The 24253-nt window shown below is 63.7% G+C and carries 23 protein-coding genes; 8 read left to right on the top strand and 15 right to left on the bottom strand.

Annotation, left to right across the window (positions count from 1 at the left end):
* Nucleotides 1–7: 7 nt before the first annotated feature.
* The 8 genes from tsaE to AU381_RS13755 form a co-directional block, all read right to left on the bottom strand.
* Nucleotides 8–1519: a tRNA (adenosine(37)-N6)-threonylcarbamoyltransferase complex ATPase subunit type 1 TsaE gene (tsaE, locus tag AU381_RS13790; RefSeq protein ID WP_064242324.1), complete on the bottom strand. Its 1512-nt coding sequence runs from the start codon at nucleotides 1517–1519 to the stop codon at nucleotides 8–10.
* A complete protein-coding gene (locus tag AU381_RS13785) occupies nucleotides 1520–4003 on the bottom strand; it encodes a PAS domain-containing sensor histidine kinase (protein WP_064242323.1) in 2484 nt (827 codons plus the stop codon).
* 386 nt (nucleotides 4004–4389) lie between these two features.
* Nucleotides 4390–5790 (bottom strand): adenosylhomocysteinase, encoded by a 1401-nt coding sequence (gene ahcY, locus AU381_RS13780; RefSeq protein ID WP_064242322.1) that lies wholly within the window; start codon nucleotides 5788–5790, stop codon nucleotides 4390–4392.
* 329 nt (nucleotides 5791–6119) lie between these two features.
* A complete protein-coding gene (locus tag AU381_RS13775; RefSeq protein WP_064242321.1) occupies nucleotides 6120–6413 on the bottom strand; it encodes an HPr family phosphocarrier protein in 294 nt (97 codons plus the stop codon).
* On the bottom strand, nucleotides 6410–6811 hold the full coding sequence (locus AU381_RS13770; RefSeq protein WP_064242320.1) for a PTS sugar transporter subunit IIA: 402 nt from the start codon (nucleotides 6809–6811) through the stop codon (nucleotides 6410–6412). The genes AU381_RS13775 and AU381_RS13770 overlap by 4 nt, the downstream gene beginning before the upstream one ends.
* A gap of 155 nt (nucleotides 6812–6966) precedes the next feature.
* Complete coding sequence (locus AU381_RS13765; RefSeq protein ID WP_082909982.1) at nucleotides 6967–7425, bottom strand: HPr kinase/phosphorylase; 459 nt, start codon at nucleotides 7423–7425, stop codon at nucleotides 6967–6969.
* On the bottom strand, nucleotides 7422–9209 hold the full coding sequence (locus AU381_RS13760; protein WP_064242318.1) for a sensor histidine kinase: 1788 nt from the start codon (nucleotides 9207–9209) through the stop codon (nucleotides 7422–7424). Before AU381_RS13760 ends, AU381_RS13765 begins: the two co-directional genes overlap by 4 nt.
* 419 nt (nucleotides 9210–9628) lie before the next feature.
* Nucleotides 9629–10354 carry a response regulator transcription factor gene (locus tag AU381_RS13755; protein ID WP_064242317.1) on the bottom strand — a complete coding sequence of 242 codons (726 nt, stop codon included), beginning with the start codon at nucleotides 10352–10354 and terminating at the stop codon, nucleotides 9629–9631.
* A gap of 335 nt (nucleotides 10355–10689) precedes the next feature.
* Here AU381_RS13755 and AU381_RS13750 point away from each other — a divergent pair, with 335 nt between their 5' ends.
* From AU381_RS13750 to AU381_RS13740, 3 genes are all read left to right on the top strand, one after another.
* Nucleotides 10690–12300, top strand: coding sequence for a phosphoenolpyruvate carboxykinase (locus AU381_RS13750; RefSeq protein WP_064242316.1), 1611 nt, complete (start codon nucleotides 10690–10692; stop codon nucleotides 12298–12300).
* A gap of 114 nt (nucleotides 12301–12414) precedes the next feature.
* Nucleotides 12415–12849, top strand: coding sequence for an alternative ribosome rescue aminoacyl-tRNA hydrolase ArfB (gene arfB / locus AU381_RS13745; RefSeq protein WP_064242315.1), 435 nt, complete (start codon nucleotides 12415–12417; stop codon nucleotides 12847–12849).
* A 311-nt stretch (nucleotides 12850–13160) separates the two neighbouring features.
* Nucleotides 13161–13772: an alpha-ketoglutarate-dependent dioxygenase AlkB gene (locus AU381_RS13740; RefSeq protein ID WP_064242314.1), complete on the top strand. Its 612-nt coding sequence runs from the start codon at nucleotides 13161–13163 to the stop codon at nucleotides 13770–13772.
* Between the two features lie 200 nt (nucleotides 13773–13972).
* Here the strand turns inward: AU381_RS13740 and coaA are convergent, their stop codons facing one another.
* The 7 genes from coaA to hisB all read right to left on the bottom strand — a co-directional run bounded on the left by coaA (nucleotide 13973) and on the right by hisB (nucleotide 18829).
* Entirely contained in the window at nucleotides 13973–14968 is a 996-nt protein-coding gene (coaA, locus tag AU381_RS13735) for a type I pantothenate kinase (RefSeq protein WP_064242313.1), read from the bottom strand.
* Nucleotides 14965–15288, bottom strand: coding sequence for a phosphoribosyl-ATP diphosphatase (locus AU381_RS13730; RefSeq protein WP_064242312.1), 324 nt, complete (start codon nucleotides 15286–15288; stop codon nucleotides 14965–14967). Before AU381_RS13730 ends, coaA begins: the two co-directional genes overlap by 4 nt.
* A 234-nt stretch (nucleotides 15289–15522) precedes the next feature.
* Nucleotides 15523–16299: an imidazole glycerol phosphate synthase subunit HisF gene (gene hisF / locus AU381_RS13725; RefSeq protein WP_064242311.1), complete on the bottom strand. Its 777-nt coding sequence runs from the start codon at nucleotides 16297–16299 to the stop codon at nucleotides 15523–15525.
* 4 nt (nucleotides 16300–16303) lie between these two features.
* Nucleotides 16304–17041 (bottom strand): 1-(5-phosphoribosyl)-5-[(5-phosphoribosylamino)methylideneamino]imidazole-4-carboxamide isomerase, encoded by a 738-nt coding sequence (gene hisA / locus AU381_RS13720; protein ID WP_064242310.1) that lies wholly within the window; start codon nucleotides 17039–17041, stop codon nucleotides 16304–16306.
* Between the two features lie 29 nt (nucleotides 17042–17070).
* Nucleotides 17071–17721, bottom strand: coding sequence for an imidazole glycerol phosphate synthase subunit HisH (gene hisH / locus AU381_RS13715; protein ID WP_064242309.1), 651 nt, complete (start codon nucleotides 17719–17721; stop codon nucleotides 17071–17073).
* On the bottom strand, nucleotides 17721–18197 hold the full coding sequence (locus AU381_RS13710; protein ID WP_064242308.1) for a DUF2628 domain-containing protein: 477 nt from the start codon (nucleotides 18195–18197) through the stop codon (nucleotides 17721–17723). Before AU381_RS13710 ends, hisH begins: the two co-directional genes overlap by 1 nt.
* A 23-nt stretch (nucleotides 18198–18220) precedes the next feature.
* Entirely contained in the window at nucleotides 18221–18829 is a 609-nt protein-coding gene (gene hisB, locus AU381_RS13705; RefSeq protein ID WP_064242307.1) for an imidazoleglycerol-phosphate dehydratase HisB, read from the bottom strand.
* 292 nt (nucleotides 18830–19121) lie between these two features.
* Between hisB and hslV the strand changes: the two genes are divergently transcribed.
* From hslV to AU381_RS13680, 5 genes are all read left to right on the top strand, one after another.
* A complete protein-coding gene (gene hslV, locus AU381_RS13700) occupies nucleotides 19122–19679 on the top strand; it encodes an ATP-dependent protease subunit HslV (protein ID WP_064242306.1) in 558 nt (185 codons plus the stop codon).
* Nucleotides 19669–20190 (top strand): GNAT family N-acetyltransferase, encoded by a 522-nt coding sequence (locus AU381_RS13695; protein WP_064242305.1) that lies wholly within the window; start codon nucleotides 19669–19671, stop codon nucleotides 20188–20190. Before hslV ends, AU381_RS13695 begins: the two co-directional genes overlap by 11 nt.
* Nucleotides 20187–21491 (top strand): ATP-dependent protease ATPase subunit HslU, encoded by a 1305-nt coding sequence (gene hslU, locus AU381_RS13690; RefSeq protein WP_064242304.1) that lies wholly within the window; start codon nucleotides 20187–20189, stop codon nucleotides 21489–21491. The genes AU381_RS13695 and hslU overlap by 4 nt, the downstream gene beginning before the upstream one ends.
* Nucleotides 21492–21778: 287 nt before the next feature.
* Entirely contained in the window at nucleotides 21779–22729 is a 951-nt protein-coding gene (locus AU381_RS13685) for a DUF1402 family protein (RefSeq protein ID WP_064242640.1), read from the top strand.
* A gap of 92 nt (nucleotides 22730–22821) precedes the next feature.
* A complete protein-coding gene (locus AU381_RS13680; RefSeq protein WP_064242639.1) occupies nucleotides 22822–24222 on the top strand; it encodes a cytochrome P450 in 1401 nt (466 codons plus the stop codon).
* Nucleotides 24223–24253: the final 31 nt, after the last annotated feature.

The raw sequence follows: 24253 nt of genomic DNA, 5'->3' as shown, positions 1-24253 counted from the left end.
TTTCCCGTCAGTTGGCTGATTCGCTAGCCAGGATTCCAGCCTTAATGCACCATTCGCGCAAGGGTGTCAGCACTTCATGCGTCAGCGCATGCTGCAGATAGGCGAAGGTGCGCGGCATGTGCTTCATGTAGCCGGGCTTGCCGTCGCGCTCTTTCAGCCGCACCCAGATGCCGGCGAGCTTGCAATTGCGTTGCGCCGCCATGATGTGCCAGTCGCGCAGGAAGGCGGTTTCGTCGAAGATGCCCAGCAGCTTGCGTTCGGCGACATAGGCGCTGAGCAGCCGCTCGGCCAGTTCGGGATCGACGCTCACGCGCGCATCCTGCACCAGCGAAGCGACGTCGTAAGCCGTCGGCCCGATCATCGCGTCCTGGAAATCGATGATGCCGATCCGGTCGAGCCCGGTGCGATCGGGCCGCCACAGGATGTTGGGCGAGTGGAAATCGCGAAGCAGCAGGTTCTTTTCGGCCGAGCCGAGACTATCGATCAACCGGTCCCAGATCGCGAAGTAATCTTTCCGCTCCGCCTCGGAGGCAGGCAGCCCGCGTTTCCACGGCAGGTACCAGTCGATCAGGAGGCTCGTTTCGATCTTCATCGCCGTGCGGTCGAAATCGGGAACGTGGTGGACGATGCCGTCGGCGACCGCGATGCCGCGCTTGGCCGGCCCGGCATGGAGTCGGGCAAGCAACCGGGCGCTCTCCATGTACCGCTCTGCGACAGGCATGCCGTCGGCGTCGACAATACCCTCCGAACCCAGATCCTCGATCAGCAGCAGTCCCTTGTCGAGGTCGCGTGCGTAGATCGCCGGCGCCGAAAAGCCGCGTTTGCGCAACAGTTCGGAAATCGCGACGAAGGGGATCACATCCTCGGCAAGATGGGCGAGCTGCTGGTAGTACTTGCCGTCCTGGAGGATGGGACCGGGCTTGTGCTTCGCCGCATCCATCAGTATCTTCGCCGGCTCACCACCCGCAATATGAATGCGCTCGTAGGCCCGCACCGAGGCATCGCCGCTCAGGTGCCGGCGGCGGGCGCGCGGATGTCCGGCGTCGGCCAGGAAGGTCCGGATGGCGAGAGAGCGGGCAATCCGTTCAAAGGCCGCGTCCGGAGCCGTGATGCGGACGCGACGCCCTTCGCCCTCATGCGTGAAGGAGAGGGTGATCCGGTCCGCTGGCAGCGCCCCCTCGGCCTTCTCCGGCCATTCGACAAGGCAGATGCCTTCCGAGAGGGCCTCGGCGAAACCGAGTTCGTCGAGCTCGGAAGCGTCGGCGAGACGGTAGAGATCGAAATGGGCGACGGGGATCCGAAGCTCGTAGCTCTGCACCAGGGTGAAGGTAGGGCTCGGCACCTCGAGCCCTTCGTCGTCGGCCATCGCCCGGAGGAACGCGCGCGCGAAGGTCGACTTGCCCGCTCCGAGATCGCCCGAAAGCCCGACGCAGTCGCCGATTTTCAAGGCGAGCGCCAGGTCTTCGCCGAGTTCGATCGTGGCGGCCTCGTCTTTCAGCAGGCGTTCGAGAGACTTCATCTATTCCGCCGCGATGATCTTCGGCACCTCGGCGGAAGGGATGCGGCAGGCGACTTCCGTGCCTTCGCCTTCCTTGCTGCGGATCGAGACGGTGCCATGATGCAGGCTGACGAAGCTTTCGACGATCGACAGTCCGAGGCCGGCACCGCCGCGCTGGCCGTAGCTCTCGAAGCGGTTGAACACGGTGTTCAGCACATCCTGCGGGATCCCCGGTCCGGTATCGGTGACCGTGAAGAGGAAATCGCCGCCGTCGCGCCGGCACTTGAGGTCGATCGCGCTGCCGTCCGGCGCGAAATTGGCGGCATTGGTCAGGAGCTTGATGAAGACCTGTTTCAGCCGCTGCTGGTCCGCGGTGATGCGTCCGAGATTGTCTGGGGCGTCGATCCTGAGCGAGACCCCGCTTTCGGCCAGCCTGTCGGCCATCTGCTGCGCCACGTCGTCGAGCAGGTCGATGAGGTTCACCTCGGACATGTCGAGCTCGACGATGCCGGCATCCACCGTCGCAAGGTCGAGGATGTCGTTGACGATCGTCAGCAGCAGCGACGACGAGGTGGCGATGTGGTCGACATATTCCGCCTGGCGCTCGTTGAGATCCCCGAAGGCCGGCGTCTTCAAGAGATCGGCGAAGCCGATGATGTTCGTCAGCGGCGAGCGCAGCTCGTAGGAGACGTGATGGACGAAATCGTTTTTCAGCGCATCCGCTTTGCGCAAGGCTTCGTTCTTTTCTGTCAGCGCCCGCTCGACCCTGACGCTGTCGGTGATGTTGACGAAGGTCAGCATCGTCTGGGCGTTGGGCAGCGGAATGACGGCATAGTCGAGGATCAGCCCGGTGCGCAGCTCCAGGATGCCGCGGCTCGACGGTCGCTCGTCGTCGAAGCTGGTGATGATATGGGCAAAGCGCTTCCAACCGTCCGGCTGGTCGTAGGAGGGAAGGCATGCCTGCTCGACGGCACGGATATGGGTGCCGGGCTTGGCCTCCGCCTCGCTGATGCCCCAGATCGCCCGGAAGGCCGGATTGGACAGCCGGATCCGGCCGTCAGGTCCGAACACCGCCACGCCTTCGGCAAGATGGTCGATCGTTTCGCCCTGAACCTGGACGAGCGTGTTGTAGCGGGTTTCGAGATCGACCTTCTCCGTCAGATTCTCGAAGACCCAGGTCGCGCCGCCCTGGGGCCGCGCGGTCGCGAAGACGCGCAGCGTCTGCCCGTTCGGCAGGTGCCAGAGGTCGGACTGCGTGTCGAGCGCCTGGTAGACCGATAGCGCGTTTGCCTTCCATTGCTTCCAGTTCAGCTGTTCCGGCAGTTTGTTGCCGGCCCGCAGCCGGTCGAGCACCTCGCCATTGTCCGGCTTGCGCTCCAGGAATCCCATGTCCAGTTCCCAGAGACGCTGGAAAGCCTGGTTGTAGAACTGCAGGCGCTGATTGCCGTCGAAGATCGCCACGGGCGTTGCCAGGTGGTCGAGCGTTTCGGCGTGGCTCTTCAAGGTGCGCGCCAGTTCCTCGCGCACCGCTTCGGTGCCGGAAACGTCAATGGCGATCCCCGCCGATCCGCCCGGGGTGCGGGCGTCGACGACGTCGAAGAAGGTCCGGTTGCCTTTGACGACGGTCGAAACCTTGTCGCGGTAGGGCGTCTCGAAGGTCGAGACGGCGCGGATCTTTTCCCGCGCCGCGGTCACCAGCAGTTCGCGTCCCTCGGTGGCGGCCGCCGCCGGACTACGGGCATCGACCGCCTCTGCATAGGCCTCGTTGACCCATTCCAGCCTGCCGTCGGCGCCGCGCTGCCAGACCGGAAGGTCGATCGCGTCGAGAAGCGTGCGGAATGTCGAGAGCGAGGCATGCAGCTGGTCGCGCTCGAGCTTCAGCCCGGCCAGCTCCGCCCTGAGATTGTTGAGGGCGATGAAGCGCACGAAGGCCCGCCCGCCGGAGACGCGGCCCTGCGCCTCCAGAACCTCGTTGCGCTGCGTTTCGAGCACCAGGTCGAAACTTTGCGCCTGGGCGCGCAAGGCTTCGATCGCCTTCTCGAGCTGGCTTGCCGATTGCGGCTTGATCCAGCGCCCGAAGGCAAGAAAATCCCGGTCGTCCTGCGGCGCGCCGGTCTCGACTGGAAGCTGCCCGAGGAATTCCGGCCGCTCTGCCAAGCCGTCCCAGACGACGATACGCCGGTTCTTGTCGGCAATGAGTGCCTGAAAGCGGGAGATCCGCTGGTTGGCGTCGGAAAGGTCGGAACGAAGCGCACGATTGTCCGCTTCGATATTGCCGCGCTGGCGGATGAGCCAGATCGCCGAAAGCATGGCGGCGGAGATCACGCCGATCAGGACGGAGAAGGTCACGACTTCGGAGGTGCCGAAAATCGATCTGGCGACCGGAGCGGAGGCCTGGGCCGCCGCATCGCTTGCCGCCAGAAACGTCGTGCCGGCGAGCAGCCGTCGCATCAGGCGGGAAGCCTTGCGACCGTCGCAGAAAAAGCTTGATTGTTCTCTTCTCATGGCGCCGTCCCCGTTAACCCGCAAGGTGCCGTCGACCTCGCGTCGCCATGCCCGAAACCCTCGAGAAGGGTTTGCGTCCGTTCCGATTGCATCCCCGGTCTGTCTCCGTCTGTTTGCCGCTTCCGACAAGACATCCCCGCTCGTAACGCTACAGCATCCAAAGTGCTACAGCGACTTTTTGTGCGTCTGGGAAGACGCACAGCGCTGTGGGCCCCGCACATGCCGCTCTCCAGTCCCTCGACTGAAAATCCGCACCAGCGTCACGAATCAATGACTTAAACAATACTTCTTTGAAGATTCGCCGGAAAGTGCGCGGCCCAAAAAAGCGGCCGCGATCTCTTGTCAAGATCGCGGCCACAAGATGTTGTGGATTGCCTGGGTAAGGATTAGTACCGGTAGTGTTCGGCCTTGAACGGACCCTGCGGCTTCACGCCGATATAGCCGGCCTGCTCTTCCGAAAGCTCGGTCAGCTTGGCGCCGAGCTTGGCGAGATGCAGGCGGGCGACCTTCTCGTCGAGCTGCTTCGGCAGAATGTAGACCTCGTTCTTGTAGTTCCCGCCCTTGGTGAAGAGCTCGATCTGCGCCAGAACCTGGTTGGAGAACGAGGCCGACATGACGAAGGACGGGTGCCCGGTGGCGTTGCCGAGGTTCAGGAGGCGGCCCTCCGAAAGCAGGATCAGCCGGTTGCCCTTCGGGAATTCGATCAGGTCGACCTGCGGCTTGACGTTGGTCCACTTGAGGTTCCGAAGCGCCGAAACCTGGATTTCATTGTCGAAGTGGCCGATGTTGCCGACGATCGCCATGTCCTTCATCTCGCGCATATGCTCGATGCGGATGACGTCCTTGTTGCCGGTGGTGGTGATGAAGATGTCGGCGGTCGAGACGACGTCATCGAGCTGAACCACCTCGTAGCCGTCCATGGCGGCCTGCAGCGCGCAGATCGGGTCGATCTCGGTGACCTTGACGCGGGCGCCGGCGCCCTGCAGCGAGGCGGCCGAGCCCTTGCCGACATCGCCATAGCCGCAGACCACGGCGACCTTGCCCGCCATCATCACGTCGGTACCGCGGCGGATGCCGTCGACGAGCGACTCCTTGCAGCCGTACTTGTTGTCGAACTTCGACTTGGTGACGCTGTCGTTGACGTTGATCGCCGGGAAGGGCAGCAGGCCCTTGGCCTGGAGCTGGTAGAGGCGGTTGACGCCGGTGGTCGTCTCTTCCGTCACGCCCTTGATGGCGTCGCGCTGCTTGGTGAACCAGCCCGGCGAGGCGGCAAGCCGCTTCTTGATCTGGGCGAAGAGGATTTCTTCCTCTTCCGAACCGGGATTCGAAAGCACGTTCTCGCCGGCTTCGGCGCGGGCGCCGAGCAGGATGTACATGGTGGCATCGCCGCCATCATCGAGGATCATGTTTGAGAAGCCGCCATCGGCCCACTGGAAGATCTTGTCCGTATAGGCCCAGTATTCCTCGAGGGTCTCGCCCTTGACGGCGAACACCGGGATGCCGCTTGCAGCAATCGCCGCTGCGGCATGGTCCTGCGTGGAGAAGATGTTGCAGGATGCCCAGCGGACTTCCGCGCCGAGCGCAACCAGCGTCTCGATCAGGACGGCCGTCTGGATGGTCATGTGCAGCGAGCCGGTAATGCGCGCGCCCTTCAGGGGCTTCGATGCGCCGAACTCCTCGCGGCAGGCCATCAGGCCCGGCATTTCCGTTTCGGCGATGGCGATTTCCTTGCGCCCGAAATCGGCAAGCCCGATGTCGGCGACAAAATAGTCCTGAGTTGCGGTCATGGAGTTCTCCAGGGTGGTTCCTTGGGGCGCGCGCGGCGTCTTGTCCGGCGGCGTAACAATGCCTCCCGCGCTTCAAGCTCACGGGGAGAGTGTGCCCGGTCTATCAGGAATCGGAGGGAAGGGCAACCGCCATATAAAGAGGTCTTTATATGTTTATGTCGCGATTAGGTTCTGCCGGGCGGCCCCTCATCCGGCTGCCGCCACCTTCTCCCCGCAAGCGGGGCGAAGGGACTCGCGGCGCCCTCTTAAGTCCCCTCTCCCCGCTTGCGGGGAGAGGCTAGGGTCAGGGGCAAGCCTCCGATGCAGAAGTCGGAGGCCATGCACGTCGCTCACATCTCCTCGCCGAACTTGTCGCGCACCAGCGCGTCGAGGGCGTTCAAGGCCTCTTCGGCCTGGTTGCCGCTGGCGGTCACGAAGACCGTGCAGCCGGTGCTGGCCGCCAGCATCATCAGTCCCATGATGGATGTTCCGCCGACGGTCATCCCGTCTTTCGAAACGGTGATCTCGGCGTCGTAGGCCTCGACCGTCTGCACGAATTTCGCCGAGGCCCGCGCATGCAGGCCGCGCTTGTTAATGATGAGCAGCTCTCGCGTCAGCGCCGTGTCGGGCAGATGGTCCATCATTTTCCACTCAGGACCCGGCTGGCGACATTGATGTATTTGCGGCCCGCCTCGGAAGCCTCGATGAGGGCCTTGTCCATGTCGCTTTCGCCCCGGACGCCGGCGAGCTTGATCAGCATCGGCAGGTTGACGCCGGCGATCACTTCGACGATGCCGCTGCGCATGACGGAGATGGCGAGATTGGAGGGGGTGCCGCCGAACATGTCGGTCAGGATGATGACGCCGTTGCCCTCGTCGGCACTTTCGACGGCGTCGAGGATATCCTGTCGCCGCTGGTCCATGTCGTCCTCGGGGCCGATGCACACCGTCTCGATAGCTTTCTGCGGACCGACGACATGCTCCAGGGCAAGCCGAAACTCATCCGCCAGCTTGCCATGGGTGACAAGCACAAGTCCGATCATGGGTATCTTTGCTCCAACTGCAGTGCAACTCGTCGATGGTCAGATATCGCAATGCAGCAATTTCGTCCACCTGTTGGGGCGGCCATCTTGGCAAGGAACAGCCGAAGTGCAAGCCAAAAATGCCGAAAAAGCAGTCGCCTTGCCTGCCAATAAGGCTAAAGGCCTGGTTTTCCGGGCAGCAGCGCCGCCAGCGCATCGACCGGCGACAGCAGAGTTTCAACGGGAAGGCGCAGCATCGGCAGGCTTCTCCCAACCTCAAGATGCAATTCCTCCTGCTCCGGGGCGAGGCGCGGATCGAAGGGCGCGCGCACCGGCAGGATCGCCCAGTCGAGGACGCAGGCGGAGAGGGTTTCGACCTCCACTATGCCGCTGCCGCGGATCTCGATCAGGCCGCGAATGGCCGGGGGGCAGCGAGCCACGATCCGGCCGTTCGCGAGCGTCAAGTCCACCCGGTCGTCGGCAATGAGCGCCGCGAAGCGGCCGCGGCGCCGTATCTCGGAAATGCAGGCGAGCGCCAGGGCAGACTTTCCGGATCCGGAAGGGCCGGTGACGAGGAAGCCGGTCGTGCCGAGGACCATGGCGGTGCCGTGGATGTTACAGAGCGGTGTGGTCACGCGTGCGGCTCGGCGGGAAGGGAGAGGATGAAGCGTGCGCCGGTCACCTCGCCGCCCTTGCCGACAATGTTTTCCGCCTTCAGCGTCCCTCCATGCGCTTCGGCGATCTGGCGCGAGATCGACAGGCCGAGGCCGGAATTCTGGCCGAAATCCTCGCCCTCCGGCCGGTCCGTGTAGAAGCGCTCGAAGATCCGGTCGATGTCTTCCGCCCGGATGCCAGGACCGTTGTCCTCGACATAGACGAGGCAGCGCGTCCGCGAACGGGTCAGGCGCAGGATGATGCGGCCGTTCGGTTCCGGCACGAAGGAGCGGGCGTTCTCGATGAGGTTGGTGATGATCTGGCCGATGCGGAGCTCGTAGCCGCTGACGATGAAGTTCGCCTTCGGATTGTCCTTGCGATCGACGACGAAATCGAGCAGCACGGGCTTCTTCTTGCCGCGGATCTGCCGGGAAATGTCGACGAGGTCGCCGAGCAGCTTCTCCAGGTCGATTTTCTTCGCGTCGCTGCGCGCCAGTTCGGCATCGAGCCGCGAGGCGTCCGAAATATCGCTGATCAACCGGTCGAGGCGCCGGACGTCGTGCTGGATGATGTCGAGGAGCCGCTTCTTCGAGTCCTCCGTGCGCGCCAGCGGCAGGGTTTCGACAGCGCTCCTGAGCGAGGTGAGCGGATTCTTGAGCTCGTGGCTGACATCGGCAGCGAAGTTCTCGATCGCTGCGATGCGGTCGTAGAGCGCTGTCGTCATTTCCCGGAGCGCCACCGAGAGGTTGCCGATTTCGTCCTGGCGGGACGAGAAGTCCGGGATTTCCTCGCGCTCCTTGGCACCGCCGCGACGTACGCGGATGGCGGCGGCCGACAGCCGCCGCAAGGGATTGGCGATCGTCGACGACAGGAGCAGCGAGAGAATGACGTTGACGAGCGCCGCCACGCCGAAGACGCGGATGATCGCCAGGCGCTCGGCATGGACGATCTTGTCGATGTCGCCCGCCTGGGTGGAGAGCAGCAGCACGCCGAGCACGGCGCGGAAGCGCTGCACCGGCACCGCCACGGACACGATCAGCTCGCCCTTCTCGGTGACGCGCACGACGGCGCCGCGCACGCCGGTCAATGCGTTCATCACCTCCGGATAGATCGAGCCGTTGCCGCCCGGCGGCTCCTTGTAGAGCGGCAGGTCGCCCGGCTGCAGCAGCCGGTTGAACCAGACGCTGATCTTCTCGGAAACGCTCGATGTCTCCGGATCGACCGGCGGAAGGTCGAAACGAAGCACCTGGCCCCCGCTATAGAGGTGGCGCGAATCGAGCAGGAGGTCGGCATCGGCGTCGAACAGGCGTGCGCGCGTGCGCGTCGGCGAGATCAGCCGTCTGAGGACCGGGGCGACCCGCTCCTGGATGATCGGGAATTCCAGATCCTCGTCGCTCGGCAGCGGGGTTATGCTCTCGCCCGCCTGCAGTTCGAGCAGTTTTTGCGGGTCGATGGTGATCGAGTTGGTGTCGACCGACGCCGAAGCGGAGATGGCGCCGGCGATGATCTCGCCCTGCGTCAGCAGACTTTCCACGCGGGCATCGATGAGGCCTTCGCGGAACTGGTTCAAATACATGATCCCGCCGACCAGGACGACGAGCGCGACGAGGTTGAAGAAGACGATGCGGCGCGTCAGGCTGGAGAAGACGGCATTGCCGAACAGCCGGCGGATCAGCGTAAACGGATGCGCCCATCGGCGCTTCCCACGCAGCGCTGACGACCGCCCGTCAGAATCTTCGATCTCGCCCTGCAAGACTTCTACCAAGTCTTCCGCTCCCACGGCGAAATTTCGCCGCCCGTTTCGTTTGCGCGACCGGCTCGGGCCGGCCGCCGCTCTTGCGTCCAAGATCTTCCTCGGCGCCGCCGGCCGCCGTTTGCGCGATCGGAGCACCGAGGTTACGGCTTGAGGTGCAAGCGTATTGCGGCGCCCTCGCCGAAGCCCGCTTTATCTGGCGGAAACGATCGCATCTACGATCCGAACCGCTCGAGGTGGCCAGTCGCGTGCCGCGATTTCGTTCGGTCGCCGCGCCGGTTCTCAATGATCCACAAACGGCGCGAAGGCAAGCCCCGCTACAGCGCCGTGCGTCTTATCAGACGCACAAAGGTCGCTGTAGCACTTTGAATTGCTGCATGTTTTCACCCTTAAATCGGCTACGATTCAAGGAAACATGCAGTAGCACCGTCTCAGGCGGACTCGCGGAAGCGATAGCCGACGCCATAGAGCGTTTCGATCATGTCGAAGTCGCCGTCGACCATCTTGAACTTCTTGCGGAGCCGCTTGATGTGGCTGTCGATCGTCCGGTCGTCGACATAGACCTGTTCGTCATAGGCGGCATCCATCAGCGCGTCGCGGCTCTTCACGACGCCGGGACGCTGCGCCAGCGAATGCAGGATGAGAAACTCGGTGACGGTGAGGGTGACCGGTTCGCTCTTCCAGGTGCAGGTGTGGCGCTCCTGGTCCATGACCAGCTGTCCGCGCTCCAGCGAGCGGGACGGCGCGTCGGCGCTCTTGGCGAGGCCAACGGCCCCGACCGCGGTGGCATCGCGGGCGGGCGCGCGGCGCAAAATCGCCTTGACGCGCTCGACCAGCAGCCGCTGCGAGAACGGCTTGGTGATGAAATCGTCCGCACCCATCTTGAGGCCGAAGAGCTCGTCGATCTCCTCGTCCTTGGAAGTCAGGAAGATCACCGGAAGGTCGGACTTCTGCCGGAGCCGCCGCAGGAGTTCCATGCCGTCCATGCGCGGCATCTTGATGTCGAAGATCGCCAGGTGCGGCGGGCGTGCCAGCAGGCCCTCGAGCGCGGAAGCGCCATCGGTATAGGTTTCGACCTTGTATCCCTCGGCTTCCAGCGCAATGGATACCGACGTCAGGATATTGCGGTCGTCATCGACAAGCGCGATGGTCTGCATCGTTTTTCAACTCCGTCTTCTTGGGTCCGGCGCCGGGAATCCGCTCTTCAAAACGGCGGCAACCGCGAGTCACGGCTGCGTTACTTGAGTATAAAGGTGGAACAAATTGTGGCGAAGCGCAAAAAGCGCTTGGCAACCCGGCTCGCAAGGTTGGTCGCAAGTGAGTGTTTGCAAGTCGCGATTCAACCGATTAAAAAATGCATATTTTTCTTTAAATCGATTAATATACTGAAATCATTAGTGTTTTAGATTTAGCTCTCTTGTCTTCGCCTAACCTTGCCGGTATGTTCCGAAGATATTCAACGCCATTGGCCAGAGACGAAGGAAGCTTGACCATGGAGCAACTCGGCACCCGCAACCCCTCGAACGGATTGGAAACGATCGGTTTTTCTGACCTCTCGGTCGTTCGCTACAATTTCGAGGCAGCGGAGCTTTACGAGGAAGCCGTTCGCCGTGGCGAGGCGCAATTGACGGCCCATGGCGCGCTTTGCGCGCGCACCGGCCAACACACCGGCCGCTCGCCCAAGGACAAATATGTCGTGCGCGATGCGGCGACCGCCGATCAGATCTGGTGGGACAACAACAGCGCCATCTCGCCGGAGAACTTCGAGCTCCTGCGCCAGGACATGCTGGCGCATGCCAAAGGCATGTCGCTCTATGTGCAGGACCTTGTCGGCGGTGCCGATGCCGAGAATGCGTTGCCGACGCGCGTCGTCACCCAATTCGCCTGGCATTCGCTGTTCATCCGCAATCTGCTGATCCGTCCGCCGCGCGAGGCGCTGGCGACCTTCCTGCCGAAGCTGACGATCATCGACCTGCCGAGTTTCAAGGCAAACCCGGAGCGCCACGGCTGCCGCAGCGAGACGATCATCGCCTGCGATCTGACGAGGGGCCTTGTGCTGATCGGCGGCACCTCCTATGCCGGCGAGATGAAGAAGTCGGTCTTCACGGTCCTCAACTACCTGCTGCCGAAGAAGGCCGTCATGCCGATGCACTGCTCGGCCAATGTCGGCCCGGCCGGCGACACGGCGATCTTCTTCGGCCTCTCCGGCACCGGCAAGACGACGCTATCGGCCGATCCGAACCGCACGCTGATCGGCGATGACGAACATGGCTGGGGCGACAAGGGCGTGTTCAATTTCGAAGGCGGTTGCTACGCCAAGGCGATCCGCCTGTCGGAAGCGGCCGAGCCGGAGATTTTCGCGACGACGCGGCGCTTCGGAACCGTCATGGAGAATGTCGTTCTCGACGAGCGGCGCTTGCCCGACTTCGACAACGGCTCGCTGACGGAAAACACGCGGATCGCCTATCCGCTCGACTTCATTCCGAATGCCAGCGCGACCGGCACAGCGCCGCAGCCGCGCACCATCATCATGCTGACGGCAGATGCCTTCGGCGTCCTGCCGCCGATCGCCAAGCTGACGCCAGAGCAGGCCATGTACCACTTCCTGTCCGGCTACACCGCCAAGGTCGCCGGGACGGAGAAGGGCGTGACGGAACCGGAGGCGACGTTCTCGACCTGTTTCGGCGCTCCGTTCATGCCGCGCCATCCCTCGGAATACGGCAACCTGCTCAAGGACCTGATCGCCAGGAACGGCGTCACCTGCTGGCTCGTCAACACCGGCTGGACCGGCGGCGCCTACGGCACCGGCAGCCGCATGCCGATCAAGGTCACCCGCGCGCTGCTTTCGGCGGCGCTCGACGGTTCGCTGAACAGCGCCACCTTCCGCACCGACGCGAATTTCGGCTTCGCGGTGCCGGTCTCCGTGCCGGGCGTCGACGACGGCATTCTCGACCCGCGTTCCACCTGGGCGGACGGAGTTGCCTATGACGGCCAGGCCCGGCGGCTGGTCGACATGTTCATCGCCAACTTCGCCAAGTTCGAGAGCCATGTCGACGGCAGCGTTCGCGATGCCGCTCCCGGCACCAAACTGGCTGCAGAATAACACTGCAGCCTATGATTCACGTGAAACCCGGTCCCCGTGGCCGGGTTTTCGCGTTTTATCTCCGGGCCGTTCTCAACCGCGCGACTCTGTGCGATAGACCGGCAAGGAGCGGACATGGCAAGCGAACCACTGTACATCAAAGAAACCATCGTCATCGCCGGCTGGGAGCTGACGGAGCAATTCGTTTTGGCCGGCGGTCCGGGCGGCCAGAACGTCAACAAGGTGTCGACGGCCGTCCAGCTCTTCTTCAACATCCAGGCCTCGCCCTCGCTATCCGATCGCGTCAAGTCCAATGCATTGAAGCTTGCCGGCCGCCGGGCCTCGAAGGACGGCGTGCTGATGATCGAGGCCAGCCGTTTCCGCAGCCAGGACCGCAACCGCGAAGATGCCCGCGAGCGGCTCAAGGAACTGATCCTCAAGGCGGCCGAACCGCCGCCCCCGCCGCGCAAGAAGACCAAGCCGACGCGCGGTTCGATCGAACGGCGTTTGAAGGAAAAATCCGGCCGCGGCGAGATCAAGAAGCTGCGCGGCCGGCCGGAGGGCGACTGAAGTCCAGCAAAGCCCCTCATCCCGCTGCCGCGACCTTCTCCCCGCGCGCGGGGCGAAGGGGACTTGCCGCGCGGCATCGCTTCCCATTTCACGCCGAATGCGCTGTCCTTCCGCAGGCGGCAAGCGGGTGAGGCGCTCGGAGCAGGCTGCTTGTCCCCTTCGCCCCGTTTACGAGGTGGCCGGCAGGCCGGATGAGGGGCAAGCCGCCTGCTGCATGTCTACGCGTTCCCGCCAAGGCGATTTTCGGGTCGCCTGCGGCCTCTGCAAGCGCTACATCCCTTGTGATCGAATATGAATGACGGAATGGGCCCATGCAGGTGCTGCCGAAAGGTGTGAGGCATATTCCCGGCTATCTTGATCGCCCGCGTCAGGAGGCGCTCGTCGAATCCATCCGCGACGTTGTCGCCGCGGCGCCGCTCTACGTTCCGGAAATGCCGAAGACCGGCAAGCCGATGTCGGTGCGCATGACCAATTGCGGGTCGCTTGGCTGGGTCACCGATCGCGAGCGCGGCTACCGCTATCAGACGCACCATCCGGGGACCGGCAAGCCGTGGCCGCCAATTCCCGATGTCCTGATCCACATCTGGCGGGCGGTTTCGGCGAGCGACAAGCAGCCCGACGCGTGTCTCGTCAACTTCTATTCCGCCGACGCCCGGATGGGCCTGCACCAGGACCGGGACGAGCGCGACCTGGAAACGGCGGTCGTGTCGATCTCGCTCGGCGATAGCTGCCTCTTCCGCGTCGGCGGCCGGACGCGCGGCGGAAAGACGGTGTCGTTCAGGCTCGAAAGCGGCGACGTCGTCGTCCTCGGCGGCGAGGGCCGGCTCGCCTTTCACGGCGTCGATCGGATCTATCCGAACACCTCGACGCTCCTGAAGAACGGCGGACGGCTTAACCTGACGCTGCGGCGGGTCAATCTTTGAGGCTTTCGAAAAGACCCCTCCCCAACGCCTCCCCACAGGTGGGAGGGGCTTCAGCGACCGCGGCGGGCGCAGTTGCCAGTTCCAACGGTCTGAGCTTTCGGAATGGCTGAAAAAAGAAGGAGCGGGCGCGTCATCGCGAGCCCCTCCCACCTGTGGGGAGGGGTTGGGGAGGGGCCTTTTCCAAAAGAGAACCCTAACCTTCAAAGCTTCCTCAGCGCCACCGTCTGCGTCAGGTGGCTGGGTCCCTTCTGCAGGATGAGATCGGCGCGGGGCCGCGTCGGCAGAATGTTCTGGTGCAGGTTTTTCAAGTTGATGTTGTGCCAGAGCCCTTCGGCGATCGCCCGCGCCGCATCCTCGCTAATCGTCGAGTAGCGATGGAAGAAGGATTGCGGATTCTGGAAGGCGGTTTCGCGGAGCCGCATGAAACGGCTCACATACCAGTTGTGGATGAGGCTCTCCTCGGCGTCGATATAGATCGAGAAGTCGAAGAAGTCCGAGACCATCGGGACGATCTTGCCGTCGGCCGGCAGATCGCGCGACTGCAGCACGTTGATCCCCTCGAAGATCAGGATGTCCGGCCGGTCGATGACCTGGAACTGGTCGGGGATGACGTCATAGGTCAGGTGCGAATAGGTCGGCGCCCTGACGTTCGGCCGGCCGGCCTTGATCGCCGAGAGGAAGCGCAGCAGCGCGCCGATATCGTAGCTCTCCGGAAAACCCTTGCGATCCATCATGTTTTCGCGCTGCAGGATCGCATTCGGATAGAGAAAGCCGTCGGTCGTGATGAGGTCGACCTTCGGGCTCGAGGGCCAGCGTGCCAGGAGTTCGGCGAGGATACGGGCGGTCGTCGACTTGCCGACGGCGACGGAGCCGGCGATGCCGATGACGAAGGGGGTCTTCGTCTCGTCCGACATGCTGAGGAACCGCTTGCGCTGCTGGAAGAGGATCTGCGACGCTTCCACATGGGCGGAAAGAAGCCGCGACAACGACAGATAGATGCGGCGCACTTCGCCGAGGTCGACCGGGTCGTTGAGCGAGCGCAGCCGCTTGACCTCCTCGGCCGTCAGCGTCAACGGCGTATCGGCGCGAAAGCGCGACCATTCCTCGGCGGAGAAGACGTGATAGGGCGAGAATTCGCCTCCCGTAAGATTGCCCGGAATTTCGGCCGGTTCGATGTCTTTCGCGGCGATGCTCATGGATTCTGCCGGTTTGCCTTCTCCTGCAGGCCGGATTGGCTCGTCCGCCTGGAAAGTTCGCTCATCACATCCTGCAACGGGACGGCGGCGATATTCAATACGACCATAAGATGATAGAGGAGATCGGCGCTCTCATCGATCAGATTCTTCCGGTCGCCGCCGACCGCCGCGATCACCGTTTCGACCGCCTCCTCGCCGAGTTTCTTCGCCGCCTTCGGCTGGCCGGCACTGACCAGCTTCGCCGTCCAGGAATCCTCCGGCGCCGCCTTGGCGCGGGTGGCGACGATCCTTTCGAGGTCGGAAAGGGTAAACTCGGTCACGTCTGGCTCCCTTGGGTTTTATGCGGCATCCGGGTGAACCCCCTCTGGCCTGCCGGCCATCTCCCCCACAAGGGGGGAGAATATGTGCGGCCGGCCCATCGCATCATCCGGAACGTTTCGACAAGCGGGACGTCTGGAGCGAGGAGCAAAGCCCGCCACTTGCCTTCTCCCCCCTTGTGGGGGAGATGGCCGGCAGGCCAGAGGGGGTAGCAACGCGCCTGCATCGTTACTGTCTCAATCCAGCCGCATGGCGATGCCGCGCTCGGCCATATAGCGCTTCGCCTCGCCGATGCTGTAGGTGCCGAAGTGGAAGATGGAGGCGGCAAGCACCGCCGTCGCATGGCCGTCGCGGATGCCTTCTACCATGTGGTCGAGCGTTCCGACGCCGCCCGACGCGATGACCGGCGCCCGTACCGCATCGGCGATGGCGCGCGTCAGCGCGATGTCGTAGCCGCTCTTGGTGCCGTCGCGATCCATGGAGGTCAGAAGGATTTCGCCGGCGCCGAGGTCGACCACCTTCCTGGCGAACTCGATCGCATCGATGCCGGTCGGCTGGCGCCCGCCATGGGTGAAGATCTCCCAGCGGTCGGCCTCGCCCGCGCCCGAGACCTTCTTCGCGTCGATGGCGACGACGATGCACTGATTGCCGAACTTGTCGGCGGCCTCGGCGACGAAATCCGGGTTCTTCACGGCGGCGGTGTTGATCGAAACCTTGTCGGCGCCGGCAAGCAGCAGCTTGCGGATATCCGAGACCTGGCGCACGCCGCCCCCGACGGTGAGCGGCATGAAGCACTGCTCGGCGGTGCGGGCGACGACGTCGAAGATCGTCTCGCGGTTGTCCGACGAGGCGGTGATGTCGAGGAAGCAAAGCTCGTCGGCGCCGGCGGCGTCATAGGCTTTCGCCGCCTCCACCGGATCGCCGGCATCGATGAGATCGACGAAATTGATACCCTTGACGACGCGGCCGTCCTTGACGTCGAGGCAGGGGATTACACGGGCCTTGAGGGTCATCGGTTCATCCCTTTCGCGCGGCGCGGATCAGGTCCAGCGCCTCTTTCGGATCGATCCGCCCGTCATAGAGCGCCCGGCCCGAGATCGCCCCTTCGAGCTTTGCCGCATCCGGCTCGGTCAGGCGGCGGATATCGTCCATCGAGGCAAGCCCGCCAGAGGCGATCACCGGAATGGTGACCGCATTGGCGAGTTCCAGGGTCGAATCCCAGTTGATGCCGGTCAGGATGCCGTCGCGGTCGATGTCGGTATAGATGATCGCCGAAACGCCGGCCCCCTCGAACTTCTTCGCAAGTTCGATCACACCAAGCTCGGAGGCTTCCGCCCAGCCCTCGACCGCCACCTTGCCGCCCTTGGCATCGATGCCGACCGCCACGCGGCCGGGGAACTTGCGGCAGGCCTCGATCACCAGCGCTGGGTCGCGCACCGCGACGGTGCCAAGGATGACGCGCTTCAACCCGCGCGAAAGCCAGTTCTCGATGTGTTCGAGGGTGCGGATGCCGCCGCCGAGCTGCACCGGATTGCGGGTCGCCTTGAGGATGGCGTCGACTGCCGCGCCGTTCACCGTCTCGCCGGCAAAGGCACCGTTCAGGTCGACGACATGCAGCCATTCGAAGCCCTGCTCCTCGAAGGCGCGGGCCTGGGCGGCCGGATCAGGATTGTAGACGGTCGCCTGGTCCATGTCGCCGAGCTTCAGGCGCACGCATTGGCCGTCCTTGAGGTCGATTGCGGGAAAAAGGATCATGTGTTCGTCCGATCAGGTGGCGCGAAGCCTCAAGGCTTCCAACGCAGGAAATTCGAAATGAGGGCGAGACCGAGCGTCTGGCTCTTTTCCGGATGGAACTGCGCGCCGGCCTTGTTGCCGCTTGCGACGAAGGCGGTCACCGAACCGCCATACTCGGTCTCGGCGATGACGTGCTCCGGGTTCTCGGCGGCGAGGTGATAGGAATGCACGAAATAGGCGTGCAGTCCGGAATCGCCGGTCGGAATGCCCTCGAAGAGCGCGTGCATTCGGTTGAGCCGCAGCGTGTTCCAGCCGATCTGCGGGATCTTCAGCGACGGGTCCTCGGGCGTCATCTCGACGACATCGCCGGGAATCCAGCCGAAGCCTTGGGTGCTCGTCTTCTCAAGCCCGCGCGACGACATGAGCTGCATGCCGACGCAGATGCCGAGGAAGGGCCGTCCTTCCTTCTCGACGGCCTGCGCGAGCGCCTCTTCCATGCCGGCGACGGCGTCGAGGCCGCGGCGGCAGTCGGCATAGGCGCCGACGCCCGGCAGCACGACGCGGTCGGCCGAGGCCACCCGTTCCGGCTTGTCCGTCAGGTCTATTTCTGCGTCGATGCCGGCTTCGCGGGCTGCCCGCTCGAAGGCTTTGGTGGCCGAGCGCAGATTGCCCGAACCGTAGTCAATGATGGCGACCCGCATCAGCGCTCTCCATAGGATTCAAAGAAGCCGAGGCCAGCGGCCTTTTCCGGTCGTCCCGTGCCGGACCATTCGATCGACTGCAACGGAGTTGCTCTTTGATGTCGGTCCGTTGCGGTGATCTTGGAGAAATAGATCTCCTCGGCCGTTCCGATGTTGCGCGCCGGTATGATCGAGCGGAGCGTCCAATCGTCGGCCGCGAGCTTCCGGGCGATGAAAAGCGGCCCTTCGAGCGATACCAGCAGGCTGAGGGCAAGCTGCATGATCAGCGCGGCCGTGAATCCGCCCGGCGCTTCTGTCAGAAGGATCAACAGAATCTGCAGAACGGCAACGGAGAGTCCAAGGAGCCAGGCGCGCTTGGCGATCAGCCAGAGGGCGGGGAAGAAGAAGGCGGCCCAGGAAAAACCATCGGCGATGAACCGCGCCCTTTCATCGTCGGCCGCAGCACCCGGCGGGGTCATGATCAGATAGGAGGCCATGGTCGTCAGCAGTCTTGGCCGGCTCAGGCGAGCGTGCCCTTCGTCGAGGGAACGCGTCCCGCCTGGCGCGGGTCGATTTCGGTTGCCGTGCGAAGCACGCGGGCGACGGATTTGAAGCAGGTCTCGGCGATATGATGGTTGCTGGCGCCGTAGATGTTCTGCACATGCAGCGTGATGCCGGCGTGCTGGGCGAGCGCCTGGAAGAATTCGCGCACCAGCTCGGTGTCGAATGTGCCGATCTTCGGCGAGGTGAAGGTCACGTTCCAGACCAGAAACGGCCGGCCGGAGACATCGACGGCGGCGCGCGTCATCGTCTCGTCCATGGCGAGGTCGAGCGAGGCGTAGCGGGTGATGCCGCGGCGATCGCCGAGCGCCCTGGCGATCGCCTGGCCGATGGCAATGCCGGTATCCTCGACGGTGTGGTGATCGTCGACATGCAGGTCGCCCTCCGTCTTGATCTCCATGTCGATCAGCGAATGGCGGGCGAGCTGGTCGAGCATATGATCGAAGAAGCCGACGCCGGTCGCAATCTTCGACACGCCCGTGCCGTCGATATTGACGGAGACGGACACGGCCGTTTCATTCGTCTTTCGCGAAACCTGGCCGGTGCGGCTCAGCGTCACGTCTGCCATCAGGCTCTCCTGTCTGCACTCGATAGGCCGGAGCGATCGCGGATGGCAGACCGCCATCCACCGCCTCGTTCCATTCCAGAGCCGCTCCATATCAGGCAAGGCGCGAAATATCCAGAACTGCAACGGAAATTCGATCGGGGCCGATGAACAGGCGTGATCCGCAACGAGTGGCGGATTCCAGCGATTTGCGCCCGGCCTTTGCAATCGCGCCGCGCCGACTTACATAGGCCTCAAGCAACCAGGCTTTTCGAGCCGCAACGCCTTGGGGTCTCCGAGGCTGCAGGATATTCTCATGAGCGAACACAATCCTTACGGAACGATGCATGCCACCACGATCATCACGGTGCGCAAGGGCGGCAAGGTGGTGATGGCGGGCGACGGCCAGGTGAGCCTCGGCCAGACGGTGATGAAGGGCAATGCGCGCAAGGTCCGGCGCCTGTCGAAGGGCGACGTGATCGCCGGCTTCGCCGGCGCGACCGCCGACGCCTTCACGCTTCTGGAGCGGCTCGAGGCGAAGCTCGAGCAATATCCCGACCAGCTGATGCGCGCTGCCGTCGAGCTCGCCAAGGATTGGCGCACCAACAAATATCTGCGCAATCTCGAGGCGATGATGCTTGTCGCCGACCGGTCGGTGACGCTGGCGATCACCGGCAATGGCGACGTGCTCGAGCCGGAGCACGGGACGATCGCGATCGGTTCGGGCGGCAACTATGCATTTGCCGCGGCGCGCGCGCTCATGGACAGCGACAAGTCTGCCGAAGAGATCGCCCGACGCGCTCTCCAGATCGCCGGAGACATCTGCGTTTATACCAACCACAATGTCGTCATGGAGACGCTGGATGCCGACTGACCGGGCAGATGTCAGCTTCGAGCCGGTGGCCGATCGCCATCTGCCGATGCTGCTTGCCTGGCTTTCGGAACCGCATGTTCGACAATGGTGGGGCGATCCGGATGTGGAACTCGGGCTGATCCGCGAGGGCTGTTCCACCGGCGAGGTCGACGGGTTCATTTTTCATTTGGCGGGCGAACCGGCCGGCTACATCCAGTCCTGGATCCCCTCGCAATATGACGAGGAACCGTGGGCCAGGGATTTGTCATCCGACACGCCGGGTGTCGATATCTTCATCGGCCCCCCTGAAATGACCGGCAAGGGCGTCGCGGCCCTCGCGCTCAAGGCCTTTGCCGGAAGGCTGTTCGAAAAGGGTGCCGCCCGCATCGTCATCGATCCGGATGCCGGCAACCGTCGAGCCGTCAGAGCTTATGCGAAGGCCGGTTTCGTGCCCTTCGCCGAATGGATAGACGAGTCCGGCCGGACCCTTCTCATGGAGCTGACGCGGACCGAGTTTGAGAGGAATTCATGACCAATTTTTCACCCAGAGAGATCGTATCCGAGCTCGACCGCTACATCATCGGCCAGAAGGACGCGAAACGCGCCGTGGCGATCGCGCTGCGCAACCGCTGGCGCCGCCAGCAGCTCAGCGACGAGCTGCGCGACGAGGTCATGCCGAAGAACATCCTGATGATCGGTCCGACCGGTGTCGGCAAGACGGAGATTTCCCGCCGGCTCGCCAAGCTTGCCGGCGCTCCCTTCGTCAAGGTGGAAGCCACAAAATTCACCGAGGTCGGCTATGTCGGCCGCGACGTCGAGCAGATCGTTCGCGACCTTGTCGAGGTCGGCATCACGCTTGTGCGCGAGAAGAAGCGCGCCGACGTCAAGGCCAAGGCCCATCAGAACGCCGAAGAGCGCGTGCTCGACGCGCTGGTGGGTACGACGGCGTCGCCGGCGACGCGCGATTCCTTCCGCAAGAAACTGAGGGCCAATGAGCTCGACGACAAGGAAATCGAGATCGACGTCGCTGAAACCGGTGCGCCCGGCGGCTTCGAGATTCCGGGCATGCCGGGCGCCAATATCGGCGTCCTGAACCTGTCGGAAATGTTCGGCAAGGCGCTGGGCGGCAGGACCAGGAAGGTCAAGACGACGGTCAAGGATTCCTACGAGCTGCTCGTCAGCGACGAGTCCGACAAGCTGCTCGACAACGAGCAGATCCAGCGTGAGGCCATGGCTGCGGCGGAAAACGACGGCATCGTTTTCCTCGACGAGATCGACAAGATCGCCGCCCGCGACGGCGGCATCGGCGCCGGCGTTTCGCGCGAGGGCGTCCAGCGCGACCTCTTGCCGCTGGTCGAGGGCACGACGGTCGCGACGAAATACGGGCCGGTGAAGACGGATCACATCCTCTTCATCGCCTCCGGCGCATTTCATGTGTCGAAGCCGTCGGACCTCCTGCCCGAGCTGCAGGGCCGCCTGCCGATCCGTGTCGAGCTGCGCGCGCTGACCAAGGAGGACTTCCGCCGCATCCTCACGGAGACGGAGGCAAGCCTCATCCGCCAGTACAAGGCGCTGCTCGAGACCGAGGGCGTGGCGCTCGACTTCACCGAGGATGCGATCGACGCGCTTGCGGAAGTCGCGGTGCAGCTCAACGCCAATGTCGAGAACATCGGCGCCCGCCGCCTGCAGACGGTGATGGAGCGCGTCCTCGACGATGTCTCCTTCAACGCCCCCGACCGCGGTGGCGACAAGGTGATGATCGACGCCGACTATGTTCGCAAGCATGTCGGCGACCTTGCCGCCAATACGGACCTGTCGCGCTACATTCTGTGACGCCGGCGCCGCAGTGGCGCGCCAAATAGCGTCGATCACCGCACTCTGGGGCGCCTGTCACTCGACAGGCGCCCATTTTTTTTCTAGAGCCATCGACGATCGGTCGAAACGGGGCATTATTCCGACATGATTCTGCCCTACAGCGCCGCGCGTCCAATCGGACGCGGTAAGGTCGCTGTAGCGCTTTTCAGTGCTGCATGATTTTGCCCTTAAATCGATTCCGATTTAAGGAATCATGCAGTGGCCGCGCCCGGACGAATCGGGGCCCCTTCACAGGAAAATTGAACGTGCGTCTTACCGCCTGCCTGCTTCTTATCGCCACGCTTTGCCTTTCCGCGGCGCAACCGGCCGCGGCCGAGATCCGCATGGTTCCCGAAGGCAACCGGCATGCCGAGCAGCCACGTGTTCCCGGCGCTTCGCTTCGCCGCACCAAGGCCGGCCGGACCTCCTTCGATCAGAAATACGAGAAGGTGCGCGAGCTGCTCGCCAACGACCGCAAGCTCGTCGCAAAGATCAAGTCGACTGCCGCCGCCTACGGCATCGCCCCGATCCACATGATCGGCGCCGTCGTCGGCGAGCACACCTATAATGTCGACGCCTATGATCGCCTGCAGGCCTATTACGTCAAGGCGGCCGCCTATGCCGGCAACAGCTTCCATTTCGGCTATGACGGCGAGTCCGTCGATGAATTCGTCAAGCGTCCGCAATTCGCCGACTGTGCCGGCGAGAAGACGTCCTATGCGCTGTGGAGCTGCCGGGAGCGGGTCTGGGAGCGTGAATTCCGCGGCCGCACGGTCGGCGGGCAAACCTTCCCGAACAACCGCTTCAGCGCCGTCTTCTTCCAGCCCTTCTTCGCCGGCCAGACCTTCGGCCTCGGCCAGATCAATCCGCTGACGGCCCTGATGCTCACCGACATGGTGTCGCGCGTCTCCGGCTATGACCGCCTCGACGAGAACAATGCCGGCGCCGTCTACGAGGCGATCATGGATCCGGACGTCTCGCTCGCCTATATGGCCGCCTCGATCCGCCATTCGATCGACGCCTATCGGTCGATCGCCGGCATGGACATTTCCCATAATCCTGGCCTGACGGCGACGCTTTATAATGTCGGGAGCCCGGATGAGCGCGCCGCGGCGCTTGCGGCGAAGAATGCGGGCGGTAAGGTCCATTGGCCGGAAGAAAACTATTATGGCTGGCTCGTCAACGACAAGCTCGCCGAGCTCGAGGGCTTGCTTTAGACGCCGGCATTTTCGATCGTGCTTCACGTGAATCATCTTCTTGATTGCGCCCCAAAAAGCTGAAACGGTAGGCCGTCAGGAAAGGCATGATCATGGACACGCGACCGGAGCCGTTCGAGCCGCCCGCGCCCGTCCCGCGCACCCACATTCCTTCGCGGATTGAGATCATCCGCACGGTGTTGCGCAACCCGCTCGAACTCTGGGGCGAGCCCTCCTACACGCTCCCCTGGATCGAGACGAAGTTCATCAACCAGCGCACGTTGATCGTCAATGATCCGGGTCTGATCCGCTATATTCTCGTCGAGAATGCATCCAATTACGAAATGTCCGAAGTCCGGCGGCTGATCCTCCGCCCCATCCTGCGCGACGGCCTGTTGACGGCGGAAGGCGAGGTGTGGAAACGGTCCCGCAAGGCGATGGCGCCGGTCTTCACGCCGCGCCATGCAAAAGGCTTTGCCGGCCAGATGCTGCGGGTCTCGGAGCATTTCAGGGAGCGCTATGAGCGCGCTGTTTCCGAGCCCTTCGTCACCAATGTCGCCGTCGACATGACGGAACTCACCTTCGAGATCCTCGCCGAGACGCTCTTTTCCGGCGAAATCGCCGTCGAGAAGGAGGGCTTCGCCGCCAATGTCGAGGAACTGCTGCAGCGGATGGGCCGCGTCGATCCGATGGACCTTCTCGTGGCGCCTGCATGGGTGCCGCGCCTCACCCGGATCGGTGGTCGGAAGGTGCTCGATCGTTTTCGCGGTGTTGTCTCCGAAACGATGGCCGAGCGCCGGCGGCGCATGGCGGAGGAGCCCGAAAAAGTTCCGAACGACTTCCTGACGCTGCTTTTGCAGCTCGAGAGGCCCGAGGGGCTTTCAACCTCCGAGATCGAGGACAACATCCTGACCTTCATCGGTGCCGGCCACGAGACGACGGCCCGGGCGCTCGCCTGGACGCTCTATTGCGTCGCCAACACACCGGACTATCGCAAGACGATGGAAGAGGAGATCGATGCGGTTCTGAAAAGCGGCGCCGAGCCGGTCGAGTGGCTCGAAGGGATGCCGCATGTGCTCGCCGCCTTCGAGGAGGCGCTCAGGCTCTATCCGCCGGCGCCCTCGATCAATCGCGCCGCGATCGAGGACGACGAGTGGACGTCGCCGGAGGGCGAGCGCGTGCCGATCCGCAAGGGCATATCGGTGCTGGTCATGCCCTGGACGCTGCATCGTCACGCTCTCTATTGGCAGAAGCCGCGCGCCTTCATCCCCGAGCGTTTCCTTCCCGAAAACCGCGACAAGATCAATCGCTTCCAGTACCTGCCCTTCGGCGCCGGTCCCCGCGTCTGCATCGGCGCCACCTTTGCGCTGCAGGAGGCGGTGATCGCGCTTGCCGTCATCATGCACCGCTTCCGCTTCGACCTGACCGAGGCGACGCATCCCTGGCCGGTGCAGAGGCTGACGACCCAGCCGAGGGGCGGGTTGCCGATGAAGGTGTCGGTGCGGGCGGGGTAGCACTTCGCGGCGCACCCCCTCTGCCCTGCCG

This window comes from Sinorhizobium glycinis, assembly GCF_001651865.1.
Lineage (GTDB): Bacteria > Pseudomonadota > Alphaproteobacteria > Rhizobiales > Rhizobiaceae > Sinorhizobium > Sinorhizobium glycinis.
Note: the sequence above shows the minus strand (reverse complement) of the source record. Positions and strands in the feature narration are given on the sequence as shown.